The organism is Salinicoccus sp. Marseille-QA3875, from assembly GCF_054950095.1.
In genome coordinates this window covers 674499-699449 of sequence record NZ_CM143103.1, presented here as the reverse complement: position 1 = coordinate 699449, position 24951 = coordinate 674499, and the positions used below count along the sequence as shown (strand labels likewise).

Below are 24951 nucleotides of genomic sequence, written 5' to 3'. Positions count from 1 at the left end.
ATTAGCCAAAGAATATAAAGATATAATGTCCAAGTATCTGTTTGATCAAAAGCAGGACGAAGCTCTGGAAATGTGCCATACTTTCAGCGATAAAGTCATTCAAATCGATACCTCTCCTGAAGAAATAGTAACTTTACACATGGATCTGCTGGATGATCTGCAAGTGACTGACGGTGTTAAAATCCGTGCATCATTGCATATTGTGCAGGAAGTCCTGATCGCATTCGGTTTTACATATCGCGATTATAAAGCCATGCTGGCCAAAATTGAAGTACATGATAAAGAATTGGACGTCGCATCAAGTCTTCAGGAAACAATGTTGAAGACAACGATACCCGTACTGGACAGTTTGGAAATCGGTGCGATTTCGGTTCCCGCGAGTAAAGTGAGTGGAGATTATTTCAACATCATCAATCACAAAAACAATTTATTGAGTTTTGGTGTCGCTGACGTCATCGGCAAAGGGATCCCGGCGGCTATTGCGATGTCTATGATCAAGTTCTCCATGGATTTCCAGGGTGCCACCAAAAATCCGAGCGAAGGTTTGAAGAAGCTGAACAGAGTGGTGGAGAAAAACGTAAACCAGAATATGTTCATCACAATGTTTTATGGTCTGTATAATATCGCGACGGATACACTGCACTTTTCATCAGCAGGACATGAACCCGGTTTAATTTACAGACACGAAACAAACGAGTTTGAGGAAATTGATGCCAAGGGTATAGTACTTGGTGTGACTGACTCAGCTGAATATGAGCAGCTTCAGGTGAAACTTTATAAAGGTGATATGCTGATTGTCTGTACTGATGGTGTGACAGAGCTCAGGAAACATGATGACACCTTTATCGATCTCGATGATATCAAGGACATGATTGTCGAAACTAAAGAACATCACCCACAGGATATAGTCCAGTATGTGTATGAATCACTCACTCGTATGCAGCATTCACACAAAAAAGATGACCTGACTCTGTTTATTTTAAAAAATACCAGTGAGTAAAATTTAAAATAAATGCGATATTCATGTTTATCTTATTTAGGTGAGGGTAATTATAAATTGGATTATGTTTAGAAACTATTAGGAGTGTATATACATAATGAATATTAATATTAGCGCAGAAGAAAAAAACGAAGAGTACGTCATAAAAATGAGCGGGGAACTGGATGTCTATACGGCACCGGAACTGCAGAAAGTTCTGGATCCTGTCAGACAGGACGGAACCCATCATGTAAGAATAGATGTAACTGATGTGTCTTATATGGATTCGACAGGCCTTGGAATTTTTGTGGGTACACTTAAAGACCTGAACCAGCATGATAAGGAACTTCGTGTGACCGGCGCATCAAACCGTATTTTAAGACTGTTTGAAATTACGGGATTAAGAGACCTGATGCATATTAATGAATCATCGGAGGTGGAATAGGATGAGTCATCAATATGACTATATAGAAATGAAATTCCCTTCAAGTGCCGAATATGTCGGTTTGATCAGGCTCACTCTGTCTGGCGTATTTTCAAGAGTAGGTGCAACGTATGATCAGATTGAAGATGCAAAAATTGCAGTATCCGAAGCAGTGACCAATGCTGTAAAACATGCCTATACTGATAATGAAGCGGGAAATATCCTGGTCGGTTTCGCTGTTTTCAGCAATAAAATCGAAATCATAGTATCAGATAATGGACAAAGCTTTGATTACGAACAGATTAAATCTGAACTTGGACCATATAATGAAGATGATAATGTCAATTACTTGAGAGAAGGAGGACTCGGGTTATTCTTAATTGAAACATTAATGGATGAAATAGTTGTAAGAAAGGATCCAGGTGTTACAATAAGCATGACTAAGTACATTGATGAAAGCCAGGTGCATTCAGATGGGGAAACAATCAGCAACAGATAACGGATATTCCGCAGAAGACATCAATTTTCTAATTAAAAGCTACCAGGAAGATAAGGACGATGCCGCACAGACCAGTCTGGTCGAATATTATCAAAAGCTGGTTGAATCACTTGCGTACCGTTATTCCAAAGGTCAAAGCCATCATGAAGACCTGGTGCAGGTCGGCATGGTCGGGCTGCTGGGCGCAATAAAGAGATTCGATCCGTCTTTTGAACGCAGGTTTGAAGCTTTTTTAGTGCCGACAGTCGTCGGAGAGATAAAGAGATATCTCCGTGATAAGACATGGAGCGTTCATGTACCGAGACGTATAAAGGAAATCGGTCCGAAAATAAAAAATGCCAATGATACACTTGTCGCCGAATTGGAACGTTCACCGACGATACAGGAGATCGCAGAATACCTGGAAGTTACTGATGAGGATGTACTTGAAGCGATGGAGATGGGTCAGAGTTATAATGCTTTATCAGTCGACCATTCCGTTGAAGCGGATAAAGACAGTTCCAAAGTCACATTATTGGATGTGATGGGGGACCGCGATGATAACTATGAATTGGCGGAGAAACGACTGATGCTGGAAAAAATCCTGCCGATATTGACGGACAGGGAAAGAGAGATTATCCAGTTTACATTTATGGACGGTTTAAGCCAGAAAGAAACAGGAGAACGTGTAGGTCTGAGTCAGATGCATGTATCCAGATTACAGAGAACGGCTATTGATAAACTGCGACAGGCAGTTGTTGAGAATGAATGATCCCTGACCGATAAGGTTAGGGTTTTTATTTTAAAGAAGAAAACTGAATGTTTAGGAGAAAAAATATGTCACAGAGTCTGATTAAAGCGTTGGAAAAAACAACATCATTCAAAGAAAAGTATATTAAAAGTGTATTGGAATTATTAGAGGATAAAAACACTGTTCCATTCATTGCACGTTACCGTAAAGAGATGACCGGCGGGATGAATGAAGAAGAAATCAAACAGATTGCTGATGAGTTCAATTATATGGAATCCCTTATGAAGCGGAAAGAAGAAGTAATCCGTCTGATTGATGAACAGGGGATGCTGACAGAAGAACTCAGAAATGATATTAACAAACAGACTGTCTTAAACAGGGTGGAGGATTTATACCGTCCTTTCAAGCAGAAGAAAAAAACAAAAGCGACAGAGGCGAAAAGAAAAGGGCTTGAGCCGCTGGCAAAAATTATTTTTGAGCAGAATGAAAAAGATATTGAATCATTTGCCGGAGATTATCTGAATGAGGAAATTGAGTCTGAAAAAGATGCGGTTAACGGTGCTCTTGATATCATTGCAGAGAACATATCCGACGAACCTAAATTCAGAAGTTATATATTGAAAGTGATCAAAGATACCTCATCAATTACCTCTGTGAAAAAGAAAAAGGCGGAAGATGATACTGAGATTTTTGAAATCTATTATGATTATGAAGAACCAATCAAAAAAATTGTGCCGCACAGAGTGCTGGCAATCAACCGCGGTGAGAAACTTAAAGTGCTGACAGTCAAACTGCAGCATGATCTGGAGCGGTTGAAAAATTATATTTCGAAGCAGGTCATCAAAGAGGATTCACAAACTGCCGGGTATATTGAGACTGCAATTGATGACAGCCTGAAAAGGCTGATCATCCCTTCCATCGACCGGGAAGTCAGAAATGATTTGACTGAATACAGTGAAGAGCATGCTGTAGATATATTTGAAGAGAATTTAAAGCGTCTGCTACTCCAGCCGCCGCTTAAAGGAAGAACGATTCTTGGTGTTGATCCTGCATTCCGTTCAGGATGTAAACTTGCGGTCATCAATGACAACGGGGGATTCATGGATAAAAGTATCATATATCCGCACACTTCGAATACAAGAGTGGAACAGGCGAAAAATGAAGTTGTCAAAATGATTGAGAAGTACGATGCTACTTTAATCGCAATAGGGAACGGGACGGCTTCACGAGAGACGGAACTGTTTATTGATGAACTGTTGACTGAAAAGAATCTTGATATTCCATTCATCATAGTGAATGAAGCGGGTGCGAGTGTTTATTCCGCATCACAGATTGCACGTGACGAGTTCCCTGATTTCAATGTTGAAGAGAGAAGTGCTGTCTCCATCGCAAGACGTGTACAGGACCCATTGAGTGAACTGGTTAAAATCGATCCGAAATCTATTGGTGTCGGACAGTATCAGCATGACGTGAATCAGAAATATTTGACGGATTCTCTGAATTTCGTGGTGGAAACGAGTGTGAATCAGGTGGGTGTCAATGTGAATACAGCATCTGTAACACTGCTAGAACACGTCGCCGGTCTGTCCCCTTCGATAAGTAAGAATATTGTCAATTACAGAGTTGAAAATGGAGAATTTAAAACAAGAAAAGAAATCGAGAAAGTGCCGCGACTTGGTAAGAAAACATATGAGCAGTGTATCGGTTTCTTAAGAATACCGGAGGGTAATGAGCTTTTGGACCAGACTCCGATTCACCCGGAGCAATACAAGACGACGAATGAATTTTTAAAACAACTGGGTATAAATAAGGATCAGATAGGTTCAGAAGATATAAAAGAAAAACTGGATGGCATTGATATTAAAGAATATGCTGAGAAACTTTCAGTCGGTGTACCGACGCTGAGGGATATAGTTGAAAGTTTAAAATCGCCGACAAGAGATATCAGAGATGATTATGAAACACCGATGCTTAAATCCAATGTATTGAAAATGGAAGATCTGAAACAGGGCATGAAATTATCAGGGACCGTAAGAAATGTGACCGACTTCGGTGCATTTGTAGATATCGGAGTGAAACAGGATGGGCTGGTCCACATTTCACAATTGACCAAACGTTTCGTCAAACATCCGCTGGAAGTAGTGGGAACAGGAGATATCGTTGATGTCAAAGTGCTGGATGTAGATGCACAAAAAGGAAGAATATCATTAACGATGAAAGACGTATAGTTTTAAAATTTAAAAACGACACAAAAAAAGACAGGTCAATGACCTGTCTTTTTTGACTTCTATTTATCTAATAGGTGTACACTCTTGTCTTTTAATTCAACATCGTCGATATTGATTCCAAGTGCATCAGCTACACCGCGGCCATATGCCGGGTCTGCCTGATAACAGTTGAAGATATGACGGTGCTTGACGCGATCGGATGCGGCACCGATTTCAGCTGCAGTGTTCTTGAATAGATGCTGCTTATCTTCATCGGACTGAAGATTGAAGAGCTTCCCAGGCTGTTCATAATACTGGTCATCATCTTCGCGGAAGTTGTGCTCATAAACAGGACCATCAACTTCAAGTGGCGGCTGTTTGACGCTTGGATCATCCTGATACTGATCATAGCTGTTAGGATAATAGTTAGTATGTGCACCAAGGTTGCCGTCAACTCTCATTGCGCCGTCACGGCTGAATGGGCAGACATTGTCTACAGCTTTAGGTGAGTTGACAGGAATCTGCTGGTGGTTGACACCTAAGCGGTATCTTTGCGTATCTCCGTATGAGAATAAACGTCCCTGCAGCATTTTATCCGGTGAAAAACCGATGCCAGGAATTATGTTGGTCGGTGCAAACGCAGCCTGTTCAACTTCTGCGAAGTAGTTTTCAGGGTTGCGGTTAAGTTCAAATTCACCAACAGGGATAAGTGGATACTCATCTTTATACCAAACTTTAGTCAAGTCGAATGGGTTATGGTAGTGGTTTTTCGCCTGTTCTTCTGTCATCACCTGAATATATAGCTTCCATTTAGGGAAGTTGCCTTCTTCAATGGCGTTGAAAAGGTCACGTTGTGAAGATTCGCGGTCTTTTGCAATGACTTCTTCAGCTTCTTCGCCTGTATAGTTTTCAATACCCTGCTGTGTTCTGAAGTGGAACTTCACCCATACGCGTTCGTTATCTTCGTTAAGCATGCTGTATGTGTGTGAACCGAAACCATGCATATTTCTGAAACCTTTTGGAATCCCGCGGTTAGTCATGATGATTGTTACCTGGTGGAGTGCTTCAGGAAGCAGTGTCCAGAAGTCCCAGTTGCTTTCTGCGTTATGCATGTTTGTTTTAGGGTCACGTTTTACAACGTGGTTCAGACTCGCAAAAAGTTTAGGGTCACGGAAGAAGAATACAGGCGTGTTGTTACCAACCAGGTCCCAGTTACCTTCCTCAGTGTAAAATTTAAGAGCAAAGCCGCGAATATCGCGTTCAGCGTCCGCCGCCCCGCGTTCTCCTGCTACAGTAGAGAAGCGTGCGAACATTTCAGTTTTCTTACCAACTTCACTAAAGATTTTTGCTTTTGTATATTTAGTGATGTCATGTGTTACAGTGAAAGTACCATAGGCACCTGAACCTTTAGCGTGCATACGTCTTTCAGGAATCACTTCACGGTCGAAGTGTGCCATCTGCTCAAGGAAATAAGGGTCTTGCATGACCATTGGTCCTCTTGCTCCTGCAGTTGCAGAGTTCTCACGGTCACCGACAGGTGCACCGAATAGAGTAGTTAGATGATCCGCCGGCTGTTGTTTACCTTGTTCTCTGGCCTGATCTCCGCCGCCGGCCCGTACGTCGCCAGAATGCTGTTTTTGGTTATCGTTTTCCATTAAAAAATCCCTCCAAGACAATGTTTTATAACATTCTTGTTTAGAATGATTATAAATAAATAGTAACATATTGGTAGAAAAAAACAACAGAAATGCACCATTTTTAAGTAAAGATTAAAGAGGGCATGAGAATATGGTGTAAAGGTGATGAAATTTACTATATATAGGTAGAAACTCGGTTTAGTATGAAAAAGAGTAGGGTATATTAAGGTTTTGTAAAAATTGTATTGGAAATGTATTGACTTTAAACAAATAACCTTGTAATATAAATGACGTTGCATTAATCAATGGCCCGTTGGTCAAGCGGTTAAGACACCGCCCTTTCACGGCGGTAACACGGGTTCGAGTCCCGTACGGGTCACTTCTTATTTTAAAACAATGATTTGAAATTAGTTTTATAAAATTGTTGACAAAGAATGCTGGATGTTATACAATAATTCTTGTCGCTAAAATAAGAAAAAGCGAAAGTTTTATAAGAACTTTTAAATAGCTTATTGATACGCGGTTGTGGCGGAATCGGCAGACGCGCTAGGTTGAGGGCCTAGTGGGAGGTAATCCCGTGGAGGTTCAAGTCCTCTCAGCCGCATTATTCCTGAAGCAATCGAAAGTTACTTTTAAAACAAAAACATTTTCTTTCTATTTATATATGCGGGTGTAGTTAAGTGGTATAACCCCAGCCTTCCAAGCTGATGTCGTCGGTTCGATTCCGATCACCCGCTCCATTATTTTAAATGAAGAACATTGAAAACTGAATGACAATATGTCAACGTTTAATTCCGATAAAGTTTCTATTATATAGGAACACAAGTTGAGGCGAACAACGGAACACGCAAACCGATGCTTCATGATTGAAGTATCACACCGAGCTCAAGATGAGCTTTCCATTTATGGAGAGTTTGATCCTGGCTCAGGATGAACGCTGGCGGCGTGCCTAATACATGCAAGTCGAGCGCGATTGATTGGAGCTTGCTCCAATCAATCGAGCGGCGGACGGGTGAGTAACACGTAGGCAACCTACCCATCAGACTGGGATAACCACGGGAAACCGTGGCTAATACCGGATGATCCTTTGAGACACAAGTCTTAAAGTTGAAAGGCGCTTTTGGTGCCGTTGATGGATGGGCCTGCGGCGCATTAGCTAGTTGGTGAGATAGTGGCTCACCAAGGCGACGATGCGTAGCCGACCTGAGAGGGTGATCGGCCACACTGGGACTGAGACACGGCCCAGACTCCTACGGGAGGCAGCAGTAGGGAATCTTCCGCAATGGACGCAAGTCTGACGGAGCAACGCCGCGTGAGTGAAGAAGGGTTTCGGCTCGTAAAACTCTGTTGTTAAGGAAGAATGACACATGGAGTAACTGCCATGTGTGTGACGGTACTTAACCAGAAAGCCACGGCTAACTACGTGCCAGCAGCCGCGGTAATACGTAGGTGGCAAGCGTTATCCGGAATTATTGGGCGTAAAGCGCGCGTAGGCGGTTTCTTAAGTCTGATGTGAAAGCCCCCGGCTCAACCGGGGAGGGTCATTGGAAACTGGGGAACTTGAGTGCAGAAGAGGAGAGTGGAATTCCATGTGTAGCGGTGAAATGCGCAGAGATATGGAGGAACACCAGTGGCGAAGGCGGCTCTCTGGTCTGTAACTGACGCTGATGTGCGAAAGCGTGGGGATCAAACAGGATTAGATACCCTGGTAGTCCACGCCGTAAACGATGAGTGCTAAGTGTTAGGGGGTTTCCGCCCCTTAGTGCTGCAGCAAACGCATTAAGCACTCCGCCTGGGGAGTACGACCGCAAGGTTGAAACTCAAAGGAATTGACGGGGACCCGCACAAGCGGTGGAGCATGTGGTTTAATTCGAAGCAACGCGAAGAACCTTACCAAATCTTGACATCCTCTGACAGCCATAGAGATATGGTTTCCCTTCGGGGCAGAGTGACAGGTGGTGCATGGTTGTCGTCAGCTCGTGTCGTGAGATGTTGGGTTAAGTCCCGCAACGAGCGCAACCCTTAAACTTAGTTGCCAGCATTCAGTTGGGCACTCTAAGTTGACTGCCGGTGACAAACCGGAGGAAGGTGGGGATGACGTCAAATCATCATGCCCCTTATGATTTGGGCTACACACGTGCTACAATGGACAGGTTACAAAGGGCAGCAACGCCGCAAGGCCAAGCGAATCCCATAAAACTGTTCTCAGTTCGGATTGGAGTCTGCAACTCGACTCCATGAAGCTGGAATCGCTAGTAATCGTGGATCAGCATGCCACGGTGAATACGTTCCCGGGTCTTGTACACACCGCCCGTCACACCACGAAAGTCAGTAACACCTGAAGCCGGTGGGCCAACCTTTATGGAGGCAGCCGTCGAAGGTGGGATTGATGATTGGGGTGAAGTCGTAACAAGGTAGCCGTATCGGAAGGTGCGGCTGGATCACCTCCTTTCTAAGGATAATTACAGGAACGGGATTGACGTTTGACATATTGTATTCAGTTTTGAATGTTCTTTAACATTCATATATAAATTAATATCTTATGATTATTGATGGGCCTATAGCTCAGCTGGTTAGAGCGCACGCCTGATAAGCGTGAGGTCGGTGGTTCGAGTCCACTTAGGCCCACCATTTATATTATAATCATGGGGGCTTAGCTCAGCTGGGAGAGCGCCTGCCTTGCACGCAGGAGGTCAGCGGTTCGATCCCGCTAGTCTCCACCATTTTTAGATTATCTATTAGATAGTCTTTTAAAAATCTCTTCTATAATATGTAGTAGAGAATGATGTACATTGAAAACCGGATAGAGAAGCAAACAAAACAAATGATTTTAACCGAAATCAAAACAAGCGTAGAAAACCGAGAACAAAGAGTTCAAGATACACGCGATGTACTGTAACCAGTACACTCACAAATTCATTACGATTAAGTGATGAAGAGCGCACGGTGGATGCCTTGGCACTAAGAGCCGATGAAGGACGGAACCAACACCGAAATGCTTCGAGGAGCTGTAAGTAAGCTGTGAATCGAAGATGTCCGAATGGGGGAACCCAGCGTCTTATGGACGTTACCAATGCGTGAATACATAGCGCATTTGGAGGTAGACCCGGGGAACTGAAACATCTTAGTACCCGGAGGAAGAGAAAGTAAACACGATTCCCTGAGTAGCGGCGAGCGAAACGGGAAGAGCCCAAACCAGCTTCGGCTGGGGTTGTAGGACACCAATGTGGAAAGATAATGTTAGTCGAACCATCTGGAAAGATGAACCGGAGGGGGTAACAGTCCCGTAGACGAAAACGTTGTCGGCCCTAGGTGGATCCTGAGTACGGCGGAACACGAGAAATTCCGTCGGAATCCGGGAGGACCATCTCCCAAGGCTAAATACTTCTTAGTGACCGATAGTGAACCAGTACCGTGAGGGAAAGGTGAAAAGCACCCCGGAAGGGGAGTGAAATAGAACCTGAAACCGTGTGCTTACAAGTAGTCAGAGCCCGTTAATGGGTGATGGCGTGCCTTTTGTAGAATGAACCGGCGACTTACGATGATATGCAAGGTTAAGCAGTGAATGTGGAGCCGCAGCGAAAGCGAGTCTGAACAGGGCGCCATAGTATATCGTCGTAGACCCGAAACCAGGTGATCTACCCATGTCCAGGCTGAAGTCCAGGTAACACTGGATGGAGGGCCGAACCGACTTACGTTGAAAAGTGACCGGATGAGGTGTGGGTAGCGGTGAAATTCCAATCGAACCTGGAGATAGCTGGTTCTCTCCGAAATATATTTAGGTATAGCCTCATGAGAGCATCGTGGAGGTAGAGCACTGTTTGGACGAGGGGCCCATCCCGGGTTACCGAATTCAGACAAACTCCGAATGCCATAGATGCGCTTCATGGGAGTCAGACAGTGGGTGATAAGGTCCATTGTCGAGAGGGCAACAGCCCAGACCACCAGTTAAGGTCCCCAAATATATGTTAAGTGGAAAAGGATGTGGCGTTGCACAGACAACTAGGATGTTGGCTTAGAAGCAGCCATCATTTAAAGAGTGCGTAATAGCTCACTAGTCAAGTGACGCTGCGCCGAAAATGTACCGGGGCTAAACATATTACCGAAACTGTGGATCAATTTATTGATGGTAGGAGAGCGTTCTAAGTGCAGCGAAGCATGATCGTGAGGACATGTGGAGCGCTTAGAAGTGAGAATGCCGGTGTGAGTAGCGAAAGACGGGTGGGAATCCCGTCCACCGAATGACTAAGGTTTCCAGAGGAAGGCTCGTCCGCTCTGGGTTAGTCGGGACCTAAGCCGAGGCGAAGACGCGTAGGCGATGGATGACAGGTAGACATTCCTGTACCGGTGTATATTGTTCGAGTGATGTGGTGACGCAGGAGGATGGTCAGGCATGCCGATGGAAGTGCATGTCCAAGCAACGAGTGGTCAGGGTAGGCAAATCCGCCCTGTGTAACCGTGAGTTGTGACGGGGAGCCGAAATTTAGTAGGCGAAGCTGTTGATTCACACTGCCAAGAAAAGCTGCTAGCAAGATATATACCGCCCGTACCGTAAACCGACACAGGTAGTTGGGAAGAGAATTCTAAGGTGAGCGAGCGAACTCTCGTTAAGGAACTCGGCAAAATGACCCCGTAACTTCGGGAGAAGGGGTGCTCATAGAGATATGAGCCGCAGTGAATAGGCCCAAGCGACTGTTTATCAAAAACACAGGTCTCTGCCAAACCGAAAGGTGACGTATAGGGGCTGACGCCTGCCCGGTGCTGGAAGGTTAAGAGGCGCGCTTAGTTCTTCGGAACGAAGGTGCAAATTGAAGCCCCAGTAAACGGCGGCCGTAACTATAACGGTCCTAAGGTAGCGAAATTCCTTGTCAGGTAAGTTCTGACCCGCACGAAAGGCGCAACGATTTGGGCACTGTCTCAACGAGAGGCTCGGTGAAATCATATTACCTGTGAAGATGCAGGTTACCCGCGACAGGACGGAAAGACCCCGTGGAGCTTTACTGTATCCTGATATTGAATCTTGACATCCCCCGTACAGAATAGGTGGGAGCCTGTGAAGTGTGTACGCCAGTATACATGGAGGCGCCGGTGGGATACCACCCTGGTGATGTTGATATTCTAACCCACGCCCGTGATCCGGGCGGGAGACAGTGTCAGGTGGACAGTTTGACTGGGGCGGTCGCCTCCTAAAGAGTAACGGAGGCGCTCAAAGGTTCCCTCAGAATGGTTGGAAATCATTCACAGAGTGTAAAGGCATAAGGGAGCTTGACTGCGAGACCAACAAGTCGAGCAGGGTCGAAAGACGGACTTAGTGATCCGGTGGTTCCGCATGGAAGGGCCATCGCTCAACGGATAAAAGCTACCCCGGGGATAACAGGCTTATCTCCCCCAAGAGTTCACATCGACGGGGAGGTTTGGCACCTCGATGTCGGCTCGTCGCATCCTGGGGCTGTAGTCGGTCCCAAGGGTTGGGCTGTTCGCCCATTAAAGCGGCACGCGAGCTGGGTTCAGAACGTCGTGAGACAGTTCGGTCCCTATCCGTCGTGGGCGTAGGAAATTTGAGAGGCGCTGTCCTTAGTACGAGAGGACCGGGATGGACATACCCCTGGTGTACCAGTTGTCGTGCCAACGGCATTGCTGGGTAGCTATGTATGGACGGGATAAGTGCTGAAAGCATCTAAGCATGAAGCCCCCCTCAAGATGAGATTTCCCCAATAGATCCCTCAGAGATGATGAGGTAGATAGGTTCGGCGTGTACGTATGGCAACATACTCAGCGGACGAATACTAATCGATCGACGACTTATTCAAAGATTTGTACCGTGTAAAGGGTTTTTACACTTGTGTTTGTCTGCTTCTATCCGGTTTTGAGTGTATATCGATGACGTTCTTGCATTTCTAATGCTTAGAACGGCACAGATAGACATTCGTTCGACGGAGTCGAACATCCCAAAACTGTGATTACATTTCATGTATTCGACAGTCAACATTGTCTGGTAGTGATGGCGGAGAGGCCACACCTGTTCCCATGCCGAACACAGTCGTTAAGCTCTCCAGCGCCGATGGTAGTTGGACATTCGTCCCGTCAGAGTAGGACGCTGCCAGGCAATTTTCTAGAGACCCTTTGTGGTCTCTTTTTTTGTATAATGAGATTAAAGTATTTTTATTTCAAACAGGTGATTACATGATAAAGATAAAAGCAGATAATATAGAAGGAACAAAGCAGATAGCTGAAGTATTTGCCGATAATATTAAAAGGAATGATGTTTTACTGTTGCGGGGAGATCTGGGCGCCGGTAAGACGACATTTACTCAGGCTCTTGGTGAGCTGTTAGGTGTAGGACGCAGGATGACGTCTCCTACTTTCAACATCATTAAAAGCTATCAGGTCGATACACTCAATGTGCATCATATGGACTGTTACCGTCTTGAGTTCAGTGATGAAGACCTTGGTTTTGACGAGTACTTCGGCAATGGTATCGTCATTGTGGAATGGCCGGATTTCATTGAAGAGTATTTGCCGAAAAATGTTATTAATATTACAATTACCCATGACGGCGACGGGCGTATGTTTGAAATAGAAAACAGGAATTTAAATGATGAAATTATGGAGGCATTAGATGAAATCACTTTTGATTGATACATCGAACAAAGTAATATCATTGGCAATTAATGATGATGGTATTAATATAGCAGAGATTAATGCCAATGTGGCAAGACCTCATTCAGAAACTCTGATGGTGTATATCAGTCATCTGTTTGATTACGCCGGAATGAATAAAAGCGATATAGATCGTATCATAGTTGCCAGGGGACCCGGATCATATACCGGTGTCAGAATCGGTGTGACTGTCGCTAAAACACTGGCCTACAGTTTAAAGGTGGAATTATACTCAGTATCTTCATTGTTTGTGCTGGCAGCTTCGTCGAATCCCCAGGGGGTAGTCGCTTCTTTGTTTGATGCACGACGGGGCAATGTGTTTGCGGCTGCCTATAAATTTCATGGAGATAAATTCGAAACAATACAGGCTCCGGCACACATGGCTTTTGATGAATTAAAAGAAAAAATGGAAAATGATGATGTAATCTTTTACGGAAATTCTACTGAACAATTTAAAAATATTGAAGGATTCTCTCATCTGACACCGAGAATTTCAAATGTCGAGCGTTATGATGAAGCGCTTGTGCAGGAAGATGTTCATGGTATTGTACCTGAATACTTAAGAGTATCGGAGGCTGAAAGAAATTGGATGGACAAAAATCAGTAACTATAAGAGAAATGAAAATCGAGGATATTGACGCCGTACATCTGATTGAAACAGCTTCTTTTACAAAGACTTCATGGACAAAAGAAGCTTTTTTAAGAGAGCTTGGCGTAAACAGATTTGCGCACTATTTTGTCATTGAAAAAGACTCTGAAATCATTGGCTACTGCGGTCTTTGGCTGATTCTTGACCAGAGTCAGATTACAACAATTGCAATAAGAGATGACCAGAGAGGACTTGGTCTCGGGCATACTTTGCTTAAATATGTTAAAGATTATTCTGCAGAGTCTACCAAAACCTTGTCTCTTGAAGTCAATACGGCTAATGATGCAGCTAAAAACCTGTATGAAAAAGAAGGATTCTCCTACGGGGGGATACGAAAAGATTACTACGGACCGGGAGAGGATGCACACGTGATGTGGGTGAAACTGGATGAATAAAGACATTACAATATTAAGTATAGAAACAAGCTGTGACGAAACAGCATGCAGTGTCGTGAGAAACGGACATGAACTGCTGTCAAATATCGTAGTGAGCCAGATTGACAGTCATAAACGCTTTGGCGGTGTGGTGCCTGAAGTTGCTTCGAGACACCATGTGGAATCCATCACAACAGTTATAGAAGAGGCGCTGAACCAGGCGGAACTGATTCCCCAAGACCTTGATGCTGTAGCAGTAACAGAAGGTCCAGGTTTGATCGGTGCACTTTTGGTCGGCATCAATGCTGCGAAAGCATTCAGTTTTGCACATGATCTGCCTTTGATTCCTGTCCACCATATTGCAGGACATATTTATGCGAATCAGCTGGAAGAAGAATTAAGATTTCCTTTAATGGCACTGATTGTCTCAGGCGGTCATACTGAGCTGATATATATGAAGAATCATCTGAGCTTCGAAGTGATCGGTGAAACACGTGACGATGCCGTAGGGGAAGCATACGACAAGGTGGCCCGTGTCATCGGTCTGCCTTACCCGGGCGGACCTCATATCGACCGATTAAGTAAAGAGGGGCGGGATACATTCAATTTTCCAAGAGCATACCTGGAACCGGGCAGCTATGATTTCAGCTTCAGCGGATTGAAATCTGCTGTAATCAATTCACTCCACAACCATAAGCAGAAAAATCTGGAAGTGAACTCAGAAGATGTAGCGGCTTCATTCCAGCACAGTGTCGTGGATGTATTGACAAATAAAACGATGCAGGCTGTTGAAGAATATAAAGTCAAAAATCTGATCATCGCAGGGGGAGTCGCTGCAAACAGTGGATTGAGAGCAAGATTTGAACAGCTGACAAGAATGCAGAATATCAACCTGCATATCCCTGAACTGAAGTTTTGTACTGATAATGCCGCCATGATCGGTGCAGCTGCATACCAGCTATATTTAAAAGAGCATTTTACTGGCCTTGACTTAAACGGACGGAATTTCATCGATATTGAAGAGTATACTAAATAATATATTATTCCCAGTCTATACTGTAGGCTGGGCTTTTCAATCTAATTCTTCAGAAATAATCAACTTTTCTAAAAATTATGTTTGACATAGCATTCATACCCTGATAGTATGATATTTAACTTAAAACAGAATAAAGTCCTTATCTAGAGCAGGGGAGGAAATTGGTCCTTAGATCCTGCGGCAACCTCACTATTTAACAGTGGAAGGTGCCCATTCCAACAAGCGATGTGCTTGAAAGATGAGGAGGAGCAGCATTTATCTTAACTGCCTCTTCCTCAGGAAGAGGCTTTTTCTATTCCTACTATATTAGTAAGAATTAAGTTGATCAATGCTAAAGGGAGAGATTACTTATGAAAAAACAAATACGTCTGAATGGTTTCACTTTAAATTCTGTAGCACCGCATTCGCCGGGATTGTGGCGTCATCCGGAAGATCAGGGGGCCCGTCATGGTGATTTGGATTATTGGACTGATCTTGCCAAGCTTTTGGAAAAGGGTAAATTTGATGCAATATTTTTAGCTGATGTACTTGGTATTTATGATGTTTATGGAAACAGTTCTGATGCTGCGATAAAAAATGCAGTGCAGGTGCCACTGCATAACCCGTTGCTGCCAATTTCAGCCATGGCCGCTGTTACTAAGCATATTGGCTTTGCACCAACTTATTCTGCGACTTACACAGAACCTTATAAGCTGGCTCGTGAATTTTCAACTTTGGACCACTTGACGAAAGGTCGTGTGGCCTGGAACATCGTCACATCGTATTTGAACAGTGAAGCAGTCAATCTCGGGATGGAAGGCCAGATCAAACATGATACAAGATATGACCGCGCGGATGAATATATGGATGTCGTCTATAAACTTTGGGAGCACAGCTGGGAAGAGGATGCAGTCGTTGCAAATAAAGAAACGGGTGTCTATGTAAACCCGGATAAAGTTCACCCGATCGATCATAAAGGCGAGTTCTTCAGTGTTCCGGGTGAACATCTGGTCGAACCGTCGCCTCAGCGCACACCTGTACTGTTCCAGGCCGGTGCTTCTGAAAAAGGAAAAGCCTTCGCAGCAAAACACGCTGAAGCGCTCTTCACGACACTTGCAAGTAATCTTGAAGAATTGAAGGCCTTCACCTCGGATATCAGGAAACGTGCAGTGGAAAACGGCAGAAATGCTGAAGATATAAAAATCTTTCCGGGCATCGTGCCGATTGTCGGACGCACCGAAGAAGAAGCACAGGAAAAGTATGAAGAACTATTATCTTATGTCAGCTATGAAGGGACAGCAGCAATGCTTTCAGGACATACGGGCATCGATTTCTCCAAATATGAGCCGGATCAATATGTGGAAGATGCAGAGACGGAAGCCTCACATGGTTTTCTTAAAAAATACTCGGCAAGTACGACACGAAAATGGACGGTAAGGGAAGCAGTGCTCCATCACGGACTCGGCATCGGGGCGACTAAAGTGGTCGGCACACCTGAACAGATTGCCGATGAACTGGAAGCGATGGCGAACATCGGTGACGCCGACGGCTTTAATATCATCCAGGCAGCGAGTCCTGTCACTTTCGAAGATTTCATAGAATATGTGATTCCCGTTCTGCAGGAACGCGGCAGCTACAGAACAGAATACGAAGCATCCACTTTAAGGGAGAATCTTTTTGGTAAAGGTAAAGTGAGAATTCCTGAGAGTCATCATGCAAAAAGAGTTGGAATAGCAGGAAAAGTGAATGTTTGATTAAAGAAAAGTCCTGAAAATTATTCAGGGCTTTTTATATCATACTCATCCTTCAGGATGGAATAATAGACATCATTAAAATATTCGCCCTTTTTCCATTTATGTACATGCCGCAGCACACCTTCTTTGTTCATGCCCAATCGTTCAAGCACTTTTCCCGAAGCGGTATTCCGTTCATCGAACATGGCAGCAATGCAGTCCAGCCCGAGGACATCAAAACCCACTTTTAAAATGGCTTCCCCGGTTTCAGTCATATAACCTTTGCCTTGATAATTTTGATTTAATGTATAACCGATGATCCCTCTTGAATCTTTACTTTTTCTTCTCAGTTCGATGGTCCCGATCATCTTTCCATTTTCCTTCAGCTCAATGCCATATTTGCCAAGCGGCTGTTCTATAAAGTGGTTCACTATGGCCATTTCGGTGTCAGCCAGTGACTTGTGCCGGTTGAAAACGTAATAGGTGGTCTCTTCATCAGAAGCGTATTCATACATATCTTCAGTGTCTTTTAATGTGACCGGCCTTAAGATCAACCGTTCTGTCTCCAGCCGGTTATGCTTTGCAAGCAACACTTTATAACTGTCCATTTGAATCCCTCATTTCTTCAGTGTAATCATAATTAATAGAAAGTATATGATATCCTTCATAGTACTTATAATAATATAAATAAGTTTAATATACATCTAATACTAAAAGATATAGAAGTATATCCATAATGTTATGATGATATTAATAAAGAGGTGATATCATGGTAAAAGTAAACGTTAATAAATGGGGTAATGGTAAAGGTATCAGGTTACCCAAAGTTGTAACAGAATCTCTTGATATTAAAGATAACGATACTTTGGAAATTAAAGTGAAAGATAATGCAATTATTCTGACAAAACCTAAAAATGAAATCATGATTGAAGAAATGTTCAAAGCCTATAAAGGGGCTTCTTTTCAAGCAAATATTCAGGAATTCGAACCTGCCGGTAATGAAAAATGGTAGAGTAGGGCGAGATAATATAGAAACAGTGGATAGTATGTAATGTGAAAATATAAAAAGCGAAGGCTGGATTTTGCGCCTTCGCTTTTTTAAAGATAATACAATGCTATCTATACTGATTAAACTGATTGTTCCCTTTTTCCTTCTGGACCTGTTCTACGGCATCATCGACCTTGCCTTGAGTCTCTTCCTGCTTCGACCCGGCTTTGGATTTCTCATCTTTAAAATCGTGTTTCTTGGCCTGTGCCTTCTCTTCCATCTGAGCTTTTTGTTCCTGGCCTTCTTCAGCCTGTTTTTTAGCTTCCTCTCTCATCTTTTCCTGCTGATCTTTATGATTTTCAGCCATCATTACACGCTCCTTAAAATCACTGTATAGTTACTTTTACCTTTTTTCCGGGCAGTTAAACAATATAAGGCGGTGCAATTATAATTATTTACCCTTATAAAAACGGAGATCGTCACTGGTCTTCGTTTTTATTATGCGCAAATTAAAGAAACGAACATACATTCAATTTTAGTGGATTAAAGATAATAACGACGTTGTCAACAGGGAACGTTTGTTTTATCCACATTCTGTGGATAACCTGTGGAATAAACCCTGCTTCATCTTGGATAAGTCTTCAACAACTGTGGATTTAAATGTGTATAACTGTGTAAAACTTTGTGGATAATGTGGATAAGCCTTTAAAAAGTTGATTTAATCACTCTGGACTTGTGCATAACTTTGTGATGAAGTTATAATTCTGACAAATTACCTTATACCCCGAACATATGAATAAAAAAGAAGCGTACGGTATATTGACCGAACGCTTCTACGTTTCTGATAATTGTTCTTCACCTTCTGCCCATTGTTCCATGACATGTTCCAATTTTTCATTTCTGTTTATCAGCTTTTCATTGAGCTCAGCAGATTTTGTATAGTCATTATAAATTTCAGGCTCCAGCAGCTGATTTTCTATATTCTCTATATCTTCCTCCAGCGTTGCAATTTCCTGTTCCAGTTTTTTAACCTGCTTTTTCAATTTTCCAATCTCATTACGCTGTCTTTTCTGTTCTTCATAGCTGAGGCTGCCTTTATTTTCTGATTCGGCCACTGTCACTTCAGGTTCCTGGGTCATTTTCAATTCTTCTTTTTTATGAAGGAAGTAGTCATAATTACCATTTACAAGAAACAGCTTCTCTTTTTCCATTTCCAAAATGCGGTTTGCGATCCTGTTGACGAAATATCTGTCATGAGAAACGAAAATGATGGTGCCTTCATATTCATCCAGTGCATTTTCAAGGACTTCTTTGCTGTCTATGTCCAGATGGTTCGTCGGTTCATCGAGGATCAGTACATTATTTTTTTCAAGCATCAGTTTTGCCAGCTGAATCCTGGCTTTTTCTCCGCCGCTTAAATCATTGACACTTTTTTTAACTTCATCCTGTGTAAATAAAAACCGGCCTAATATTTTCCTGATATCACTTTCTCTCATCTCAGGATATTCAGACCATAATTCTTCCAGTACGTTTTTGTTGGATGTGAATTCCGCCTGTTTCTGGTCGTAATAACCGATTGAAACATTGGTGCCGTATACGATGTCACCGGCTTTTTCAGGGATTTTTTTGGCGATGGTCTTGACCAGTGTGGATTTGCCGATACCATTTGGTCCGAGTATCGCGAGCCTGTCCTTTTTCTCCACGCTGAAGTTGATATGACTGTTAAGCACTTGATCATAGCCGATGGACAGGTCATTGATCCTGAGTACATCATTACCGCTTTCACGTGTGATACTGAAAGTGAAATTGGCATTCCTATGGTCTTGTTTCGGTGCGTTGATGCGTTCCATCATCTCCAGTTTCTTTCTTCTGTCTTTTGCCATGCCGCTTGTGGAAGCACGTGCGATATTTTTATCGACAAAAGTTTCCAGTCTGGATATCTCTTTTTGCTGGCGTTCATACTGCTTCATGGTCAATTGGTAACGTTTCTCTTTTTCAATGACATATTTCGAATAATTGGTGTGATAGAGTGTACCGGTGCCGAGCTCGACTTCATAAATTTTATCGACGGTTTTATCCAGAAAATATCTGTCGTGGCTGATGATGACAACAGCACCCTGGAAACCATTTAAATACTGCTCCAGCCATTCCACCGTATCCATATCCAGATGGTTGGTCGGTTCATCCAGAAGCAGCAGATCGGGTTTTGAAAGGAGCATTTGAGCGAGTGACAGACGTGTCTTCTGACCGCCTGAAAATTCATCGACAGGACGCTCCAGATCTGTGATTTCAAAATTCAACCCGGTCAGCACCATCTTGATATTGGAGTCTATGTGGTAGCCGTCCTGATTTTCAAAAGTGTTCTGGAGTCTTTCCAGCCTGTTCACATAATCCTGGTATTTTTCATGAGTATATTCATTATTTTCAAGCCACAAAGTGACTTCATCCATCTCATCTTTCACAGCCAGAAGTTTGGCGAATGGACGTTTCATCTCTTCCAATACAGTCCGGCTTGATTCCAATGTCATCTGCTGGGTCAAATACCCGACGGATGTTCCTTTGGGCTGGGTGAGATTACCACTGTCATAGCTCATCTCTCCGGCCATAATTTTCATAAGGGTAGTCTTGCCTGCACCGTTCTTGCCGACTATACCTATATTTTCACCTGATTTGATTTCCAAAGTGACTTTTTCGAAAACCACATCAGTGACAAAAGCTTTTTTTAAATTAGATAATTGCATTACGATCATAAATTTCCCTCACTTTCTCTATAGTCTACAATAATATACTGAAAAAAACGATGGTAATTCATTTGCAATAGTAGGAAGGGAAGTCCTATATATGCTATAATAATGACATTAGTCAATGGGTAGGTGTAAATGATTGTGAATACAAAAAAGAAAATTCCAAACGCAACAATGAAGCGGCTACCTCTTTATTACAGATATTTTAAACAGGCAGAAGAAGCAGCTACAGACAGAGTATCATCAAGGGAGATAAGCGAGGCTTTGGATATTGATTCAGCCACGATCCGAAGAGATTTTTCTTATTTTGGTGAACTTGGTCGTAAAGGGTATGGCTATAACGTAAAAAGCCTGTTAAATTTCTTTATGGAACATATCCAGGGTACTGACAAGAAAAACATTGTGCTAGTGGGAGTCGGCAATTTAGGAAGTGCATTACTGAATTATAAATTTAATAATTTAAGTGATAAAATGAATGTAGTGGCAGGTCTCGACAACAATGAAGAGCTGATAGGCACGACGATTAATGATGTAACAATTCATCATGCAGACGAACTTGAGTCTATAATCAAAAAAGGAAAAGTTGAAGTTGCAATATTGACTTTACCTGTATCAGTGAGTCAGGAAATGGCCGAAAGACTTGTGAAAGCAGGCATCAAAGGCATTTTAAATTTCACGCCGACAAGATTGGATTTAGATAAAAAGATTTATGTACATAACATCGATCTGGGTGTTGAATTACAGGCATTATTCTTTTATATGAAGAACTTATAGAGAGGGGAAAATAATTATGTTTACATTCTTATTACCATCAACTTTGATGATGGCAGTTGGTCCCGTCAGTTTAATCGTAATCGCAGTCGTTGCATTGATCATATTCGGACCTAAGAAACTGCCGCAGTTCGGGAGAGCTGTCGGTTCAACTTTGAAGGAATTTAAAGATGCAACTAAAGGTTTGGCAGATGACGATGATGACGAAGAAGAGAAAAAGAAAGAACCGAAGAAAATTGAATCAGAATCATAATAATAATGGTGGCGGAAGCCACCTTTTTTTAAGAGGTGAATCAGCTTATGCAAGATGAAGAAAAGAAGGATATAATGGAGCATTTGGATGAGCTCAGAAAACGGCTGCTCATCATAATGTACTTCTTTCTTGCTGCATTAATAGTGGGCTTTTTTTTATCCCAACCTTTAATCTATCAGATGCAGAATGCACCTTGGACAACAAATATACAAATGCATGCATTTCAGGTGGCAGATCCGATTAAAATATACATAATGGTCATCATAATCATCGCTTTTGTCATTATTTTACCAGTCATCCTATATCAGTTATGGGCTTTTATTGCCCCGGGTCTTTACAGTAATGAGCAGAAACTGACATTGAGTTATATTCCTATAGTGATGGTATTGATGCTGATCGGTATGGCATTCAGCTACTTCATCGTAGTGCCTTATATTGTACAATTCACTTTTGATTTATCAGCTGAGATGGGAATCGCAACGACGATCGGAATCAATCAGTATTTCGGTTTTCTGTTCCGTACAGTACTTCCATTCGGCGTGATATTCCAAATGCCTATACTGGTTCTCTTTTTAACGCAGTTGGGAATGATAACACCGATGTTCCTTAAGAAAAACCGGAAATATGCCTACTTCATACTATTCATCATAGCAGCGATCATTGCCCCGCCGGACTTTATGACACATATAATTTTAACTATTCCGATGATTTTACTTTATGAAGTCAGTATCGTTATTTCTAAATACGGTTATAGGAGATATTTGAAAGCTGAACAGAAAGCAATTGAAGAATCTTTAGAAGAAGACTAGGGGGTGGAAAGTTGGACAGACATGAGAATATTCAATTGAAAGCGTTGGAAGCAATGAGTCATAACGATTTAAATTCGTATATTGAACATGTTAACAGCTGCCCGTGGCGCCAGAAATATCATGTACAGAGTGTACTTGGTTCACTCATCGCGCCGGCTGTGGTCTTTTATGACGATATTGATGAAAGATACCATCTGTTTTACACATGGCTCCCGGTAGTGGGTGAAGAAGAACAGCACTGGTATCATGTGACCTCAAAAGATTTGGCATCATTCACAAATGAAGGGGTTAAATTAAAACCTGATACTCTGTTTGATGACAAAGGTCTTTCCTCAGGTTCTGCATTGAACCTCAATGGTCGCGAACATTTCTTTTATATAGGACGTTCTCAGTCCCGACAGTCTTTTAAATATAAACAATTGATTGCGCATATGGATGAACGGTTTAAATTGGTCAAACATACTGTACCTCTTATTGAAGGTTATGAAGAGCATTTCAGACAATTTAAAGATTCTAAAGTGATAATGGAGAACGGAAGATATATTTTGCTTATCGGTGCAGAATCGAATATGGAAAACGGCTGTCTTGCAGTGTTTGAAGCGGATGATGTATCCAGTTTTGAATATAAAGGCATCCTTCAAAGCAGTCTGGATGAGTTTGGCTGGCTGTGGGAATATCCTGATTACTTTTCTATCGACGGCATGGATATATTGATATTTTGTCCTCAGGGAGTCGACAGATACGGCAATTATTTCAGAAATAATTTCCAGGCGGGCTATGTGATGGGGGAGATGGACTTTGATCATCATTCCATGAGTCACGGCAAATTTATTGAGTTCGATGGAGGCTTCGATTTTTATGCACCTAAAGTCTTCAAAGATCAGGAAGACCGTCAAGTTATAATAGGGAGCCTGAGCATGCCGACTACATCATATCCGACAGAAAAATTTCATTATGACAACTGCTTGAGCATCCCGAGAGTTTTAAATCTTAAAGGAGAAAAGCTCATCCAGACACCGCATCCGAATATGGTCAATTTAAGAGAAAATAAAGTGACAGCTTTAGGTTATTTCAAACAGTACAATAAAAGGATGAGGGATTTTTACGGAGATTCTTACGAGCTCATCGCAGAGTTCAATGATTATAATGCGAGTGAAATTTATTTGAATCTTCGTGTTGGAAAAAGAAACGAAACGCGTCTGATTTATAATGTAGAACATCGATTGTTCAAGCTCGATACTTCTTTCAGCGGAGAGCAGCCTGAAGGGGTCGAAGAATGCGAAAGGCATGTGCATCTTGAGAGCCCGTTGTATAAACTGCAAATATTCATGGATGTCTCAAGTCTGGAGATCTTTATTAATGACGGCGAAGCTGTCATGTCGGCCAGGATTTTCCCCGAAAAAGATGCCACGGGAGTCGAATTATCAACTGAGACCGGACAATGCTATGTGAACTTGATTCGCCATGATTTGAAACCTTTTGATCATGAAGAAATTATATCTCAGTATTAATGTGATAAATTTGTAAATTTTAGTAATTTTTTGCTGAATTTATCATCAAGATCATGAAATCATGTTATAATTAATTAAATATTTCTAGTATTTGAGCGGAATCAATAAGTTTGGGGGAAATTATATGTTCTCGGTACTGAGCCAGATTAGTAAAAGGCAGGAATACATGACACCAGTTGAACAGCGTATAGCAACATTCATTCTTGAAAACCCAAGAAAAGTAATCAATATGCCAGTTAAAGATATCGCAGTGAACAGCAATACGAGCGATGCTGCGATTGTCAGATTTGCTAAACGAGTAGGTCTTGCAGGTATAAAAGAATTAAAAGTGGAACTGGCAAAAGAACTGCATACTTTAGAAAAAGAAAATATTTCCAGAGTGATAGATTTAGAAACAGACAATCATAAAGATATATTTGATAAAGTGTTTAAAAATACGATACAGGCACTTTATAATACTGAAAAGATCGTCAGCCGTGATGTGATGAAAGAAGCTGCACATCTTTTATTACAGGCGGATAACACATTTATATACGGCGTGGGAGACTCAGCTAATGTTGGACAGGATATGGAACAGAAACTGCACCGTGTGAATGTGAATGCATTTTTTACAGCGGATAAATATTTGTGTTTTACAAGGTTGTCGAATGCATCAGAAAATGATGTTTTATTTGTCATAACACTTTCAGGTAAAACGGCAGAAGTGATAGAAGTGGTCAAGAAAGCGAAAGCGCTTGGTGTCAAAACTGTCATTCTGACTCAGAACCATGCATCAATCGCTAAAAGACATTCCGATCTGGCCATTGAAATTACTGAGGAAGAGACTAATATCCAATATATGAATATGACTAGCCGTATTGCACAATTGGTGATCTGCGATGTTTTATTTTTCTATGTCTGCAGAGAACTCGGGACTTCGGCATATGATAATATTATAAAAACATATGATGCATCCCATTGAATATGAA

General features: G+C 42.3%; 20 protein-coding genes, 5 tRNA genes, 3 rRNA genes and 1 riboswitch. Of the genes, 24 read left to right on the top strand and 4 right to left on the bottom strand.

What is annotated here, in order from left to right; translation table 11 throughout:
- Window positions 1–25: 25 nt before the first annotated feature.
- The 5 genes from ACY8DT_RS03630 to ACY8DT_RS03610 all read left to right on the top strand — a co-directional run bounded on the left by ACY8DT_RS03630 (window position 26) and on the right by ACY8DT_RS03610 (window position 4860).
- Window positions 26–1000, top strand: a complete 975-nt coding sequence (locus ACY8DT_RS03630; protein ID WP_462422220.1) for a SpoIIE family protein phosphatase — start codon at window positions 26–28, stop codon at window positions 998–1000.
- 97 nt (window positions 1001–1097) lie between these two features.
- On the top strand, window positions 1098–1424 hold the full coding sequence (locus ACY8DT_RS03625) for an anti-sigma factor antagonist (protein WP_462421572.1): 327 nt from the start codon (window positions 1098–1100) through the stop codon (window positions 1422–1424).
- 1 nt (window position 1425) lies between these two features.
- Entirely contained in the window at window positions 1426–1902 is a 477-nt protein-coding gene (gene rsbW / locus ACY8DT_RS03620) for an anti-sigma B factor RsbW (RefSeq protein WP_462421571.1), read from the top strand.
- Window positions 1877–2653, top strand: coding sequence for an RNA polymerase sigma factor SigB (sigB, locus tag ACY8DT_RS03615; protein ID WP_462421570.1), 777 nt, complete (start codon window positions 1877–1879; stop codon window positions 2651–2653). The genes rsbW and sigB overlap by 26 nt, the downstream gene beginning before the upstream one ends.
- Before the next feature lie 65 nt (window positions 2654–2718).
- A complete protein-coding gene (locus ACY8DT_RS03610) occupies window positions 2719–4860 on the top strand; it encodes a Tex family protein (protein WP_462421569.1) in 2142 nt (713 codons plus the stop codon).
- A gap of 59 nt (window positions 4861–4919) precedes the next feature.
- Here ACY8DT_RS03610 and ACY8DT_RS03605 read toward each other — a convergent pair whose 3' ends face one another.
- Window positions 4920–6494 carry a catalase gene (locus ACY8DT_RS03605; protein ID WP_462421568.1) on the bottom strand — a complete coding sequence of 525 codons (1575 nt, stop codon included), beginning with the start codon at window positions 6492–6494 and terminating at the stop codon, window positions 4920–4922.
- Between the two features lie 289 nt (window positions 6495–6783).
- On the opposite strand from ACY8DT_RS03605, the gene ACY8DT_RS03600 reads away from it, so the two are divergent.
- From ACY8DT_RS03600 to ACY8DT_RS03540, 13 genes are all read left to right on the top strand, one after another.
- Window positions 6784–6855: transfer RNA gene (locus ACY8DT_RS03600), tRNA-Glu, on the top strand.
- Window positions 6856–6995: 140 nt separating this feature from the next.
- Window positions 6996–7080, top strand: a tRNA-Leu gene (locus tag ACY8DT_RS03595).
- A 62-nt stretch (window positions 7081–7142) separates the two neighbouring features.
- A tRNA-Gly gene (locus ACY8DT_RS03590) sits at window positions 7143–7216 on the top strand.
- 162 nt (window positions 7217–7378) lie between these two features.
- A 16S ribosomal RNA gene (locus tag ACY8DT_RS03585) occupies window positions 7379–8928 on the top strand.
- A gap of 102 nt (window positions 8929–9030) precedes the next feature.
- Window positions 9031–9107, top strand: a tRNA-Ile gene (locus ACY8DT_RS03580).
- Window positions 9108–9123: 16 nt separating this feature from the next.
- Window positions 9124–9199: transfer RNA gene (locus tag ACY8DT_RS03575), tRNA-Ala, on the top strand.
- Window positions 9200–9399: 200 nt separating this feature from the next.
- A 23S ribosomal RNA gene (locus tag ACY8DT_RS03570) occupies window positions 9400–12286 on the top strand.
- Between the two features lie 181 nt (window positions 12287–12467).
- Window positions 12468–12582: ribosomal RNA gene (rrf, locus tag ACY8DT_RS03565) — 5S ribosomal RNA — on the top strand.
- Together the 16S, 23S and 5S rRNA genes with 5 tRNA genes alongside form the textbook arrangement of a ribosomal RNA operon.
- A 77-nt stretch (window positions 12583–12659) precedes the next feature.
- Window positions 12660–13115 carry a tRNA (adenosine(37)-N6)-threonylcarbamoyltransferase complex ATPase subunit type 1 TsaE gene (gene tsaE, locus ACY8DT_RS03560; protein ID WP_462421567.1) on the top strand — a complete coding sequence of 152 codons (456 nt, stop codon included), beginning with the start codon at window positions 12660–12662 and terminating at the stop codon, window positions 13113–13115.
- A complete protein-coding gene (gene tsaB / locus ACY8DT_RS03555; protein ID WP_462421566.1) occupies window positions 13096–13743 on the top strand; it encodes a tRNA (adenosine(37)-N6)-threonylcarbamoyltransferase complex dimerization subunit type 1 TsaB in 648 nt (215 codons plus the stop codon). Before tsaE ends, tsaB begins: the two co-directional genes overlap by 20 nt.
- Window positions 13744–13754: 11 nt before the next feature.
- Window positions 13755–14180, top strand: a complete 426-nt coding sequence (gene rimI / locus ACY8DT_RS03550) for a ribosomal protein S18-alanine N-acetyltransferase (RefSeq protein ID WP_462422219.1) — start codon at window positions 13755–13757, stop codon at window positions 14178–14180.
- Window positions 14173–15195 (top strand): tRNA (adenosine(37)-N6)-threonylcarbamoyltransferase complex transferase subunit TsaD, encoded by a 1023-nt coding sequence (gene tsaD / locus ACY8DT_RS03545; RefSeq protein WP_462421565.1) that lies wholly within the window; start codon window positions 14173–14175, stop codon window positions 15193–15195. The genes rimI and tsaD overlap by 8 nt, the downstream gene beginning before the upstream one ends.
- Window positions 15196–15331: 136 nt before the next feature.
- Window positions 15332–15440, top strand: a riboswitch (SAM riboswitch).
- Window positions 15441–15545: 105 nt separating this feature from the next.
- Complete coding sequence (locus ACY8DT_RS03540) at window positions 15546–16928, top strand: LLM class flavin-dependent oxidoreductase (RefSeq protein WP_462421564.1); 1383 nt, start codon at window positions 15546–15548, stop codon at window positions 16926–16928.
- 20 nt (window positions 16929–16948) lie between these two features.
- Here ACY8DT_RS03540 and ACY8DT_RS03535 read toward each other — a convergent pair whose 3' ends face one another.
- Window positions 16949–17515, bottom strand: coding sequence for a GNAT family N-acetyltransferase (locus ACY8DT_RS03535; protein ID WP_462421563.1), 567 nt, complete (start codon window positions 17513–17515; stop codon window positions 16949–16951).
- A 161-nt stretch (window positions 17516–17676) separates the two neighbouring features.
- On the opposite strand from ACY8DT_RS03535, the gene ACY8DT_RS03530 reads away from it, so the two are divergent.
- Entirely contained in the window at window positions 17677–17919 is a 243-nt protein-coding gene (locus ACY8DT_RS03530; protein ID WP_462421562.1) for an AbrB/MazE/SpoVT family DNA-binding domain-containing protein, read from the top strand.
- A 103-nt stretch (window positions 17920–18022) separates the two neighbouring features.
- Here ACY8DT_RS03530 and ACY8DT_RS03525 read toward each other — a convergent pair whose 3' ends face one another.
- Complete coding sequence (locus ACY8DT_RS03525) at window positions 18023–18262, bottom strand: hypothetical protein (RefSeq protein ID WP_462421561.1); 240 nt, start codon at window positions 18260–18262, stop codon at window positions 18023–18025.
- Between the two features lie 466 nt (window positions 18263–18728).
- Window positions 18729–20645 (bottom strand): ABC-F family ATP-binding cassette domain-containing protein, encoded by a 1917-nt coding sequence (locus ACY8DT_RS03520; protein ID WP_462421560.1) that lies wholly within the window; start codon window positions 20643–20645, stop codon window positions 18729–18731.
- Between the two features lie 132 nt (window positions 20646–20777).
- Here ACY8DT_RS03520 and ACY8DT_RS03515 point away from each other — a divergent pair, with 132 nt between their 5' ends.
- The 5 genes from ACY8DT_RS03515 to ACY8DT_RS03495 all read left to right on the top strand — a co-directional run bounded on the left by ACY8DT_RS03515 (window position 20778) and on the right by ACY8DT_RS03495 (window position 24944).
- Window positions 20778–21413 carry a redox-sensing transcriptional repressor Rex gene (locus tag ACY8DT_RS03515; protein WP_462422218.1) on the top strand — a complete coding sequence of 212 codons (636 nt, stop codon included), beginning with the start codon at window positions 20778–20780 and terminating at the stop codon, window positions 21411–21413.
- Window positions 21414–21459: 46 nt separating this feature from the next.
- The gene (locus ACY8DT_RS03510) at window positions 21460–21663 is read left to right on the top strand and encodes a twin-arginine translocase TatA/TatE family subunit (protein ID WP_462422217.1); all 204 of its coding nucleotides are present in this window, start codon (window positions 21460–21462) and stop codon (window positions 21661–21663) included.
- A 47-nt stretch (window positions 21664–21710) separates the two neighbouring features.
- A complete protein-coding gene (gene tatC / locus ACY8DT_RS03505) occupies window positions 21711–22472 on the top strand; it encodes a twin-arginine translocase subunit TatC (protein ID WP_462421559.1) in 762 nt (253 codons plus the stop codon).
- Window positions 22473–22483: 11 nt separating this feature from the next.
- The gene (locus ACY8DT_RS03500; RefSeq protein ID WP_462421558.1) at window positions 22484–23983 is read left to right on the top strand and encodes a glycoside hydrolase family 32 protein; all 1500 of its coding nucleotides are present in this window, start codon (window positions 22484–22486) and stop codon (window positions 23981–23983) included.
- 124 nt (window positions 23984–24107) lie between these two features.
- A complete protein-coding gene (locus ACY8DT_RS03495; RefSeq protein WP_462421557.1) occupies window positions 24108–24944 on the top strand; it encodes a MurR/RpiR family transcriptional regulator in 837 nt (278 codons plus the stop codon).
- Window positions 24945–24951 lie beyond the last annotated feature (7 nt).

What these genes read in the sequence shown, in the direction of transcription:
- tsaD (WP_462421565.1), top strand. Translation starts at nt 14,173, where the DNA reads ATGAATAAAGACATTACAATATTAAGTATAGAAACAAGCTGTGACGAA.
- ACY8DT_RS03630 (WP_462422220.1), top strand. Translation starts at nt 26, where the DNA reads ATGTCCAAGTATCTGTTTGATCAAAAGCAGGACGAAGCTCTGGAAATG.
- ACY8DT_RS03610 (WP_462421569.1), top strand. Translation starts at nt 2,719, where the DNA reads ATGTCACAGAGTCTGATTAAAGCGTTGGAAAAAACAACATCATTCAAA.
- ACY8DT_RS03625 (WP_462421572.1), top strand. Translation starts at nt 1,098, where the DNA reads ATGAATATTAATATTAGCGCAGAAGAAAAAAACGAAGAGTACGTCATA.
- ACY8DT_RS03530 (WP_462421562.1), top strand. Translation starts at nt 17,677, where the DNA reads ATGGTAAAAGTAAACGTTAATAAATGGGGTAATGGTAAAGGTATCAGG.
- ACY8DT_RS03520 (WP_462421560.1), bottom strand. Translation starts at nt 20,645, where the DNA reads ATGATCGTAATGCAATTATCTAATTTAAAAAAAGCTTTTGTCACTGAT.
- rsbW (WP_462421571.1), top strand. Translation starts at nt 1,426, where the DNA reads ATGAGTCATCAATATGACTATATAGAAATGAAATTCCCTTCAAGTGCC.
- ACY8DT_RS03540 (WP_462421564.1), top strand. Translation starts at nt 15,546, where the DNA reads ATGAAAAAACAAATACGTCTGAATGGTTTCACTTTAAATTCTGTAGCA.
- sigB (WP_462421570.1), top strand. Translation starts at nt 1,877, where the DNA reads ATGGGGAAACAATCAGCAACAGATAACGGATATTCCGCAGAAGACATC.
- tsaB (WP_462421566.1), top strand. Translation starts at nt 13,096, where the DNA reads ATGAAATCACTTTTGATTGATACATCGAACAAAGTAATATCATTGGCA.
- ACY8DT_RS03525 (WP_462421561.1), bottom strand. Translation starts at nt 18,262, where the DNA reads ATGGCTGAAAATCATAAAGATCAGCAGGAAAAGATGAGAGAGGAAGCT.
- rimI (WP_462422219.1), top strand. Translation starts at nt 13,755, where the DNA reads ATGAAAATCGAGGATATTGACGCCGTACATCTGATTGAAACAGCTTCT.
- tatC (WP_462421559.1), top strand. Translation starts at nt 21,711, where the DNA reads ATGCAAGATGAAGAAAAGAAGGATATAATGGAGCATTTGGATGAGCTC.
- ACY8DT_RS03510 (WP_462422217.1), top strand. Translation starts at nt 21,460, where the DNA reads ATGATGGCAGTTGGTCCCGTCAGTTTAATCGTAATCGCAGTCGTTGCA.
- ACY8DT_RS03495 (WP_462421557.1), top strand. Translation starts at nt 24,108, where the DNA reads ATGTTCTCGGTACTGAGCCAGATTAGTAAAAGGCAGGAATACATGACA.
- tsaE (WP_462421567.1), top strand. Translation starts at nt 12,660, where the DNA reads ATGATAAAGATAAAAGCAGATAATATAGAAGGAACAAAGCAGATAGCT.
- ACY8DT_RS03535 (WP_462421563.1), bottom strand. Translation starts at nt 17,515, where the DNA reads ATGGACAGTTATAAAGTGTTGCTTGCAAAGCATAACCGGCTGGAGACA.
- ACY8DT_RS03605 (WP_462421568.1), bottom strand. Translation starts at nt 6,494, where the DNA reads ATGGAAAACGATAACCAAAAACAGCATTCTGGCGACGTACGGGCCGGC.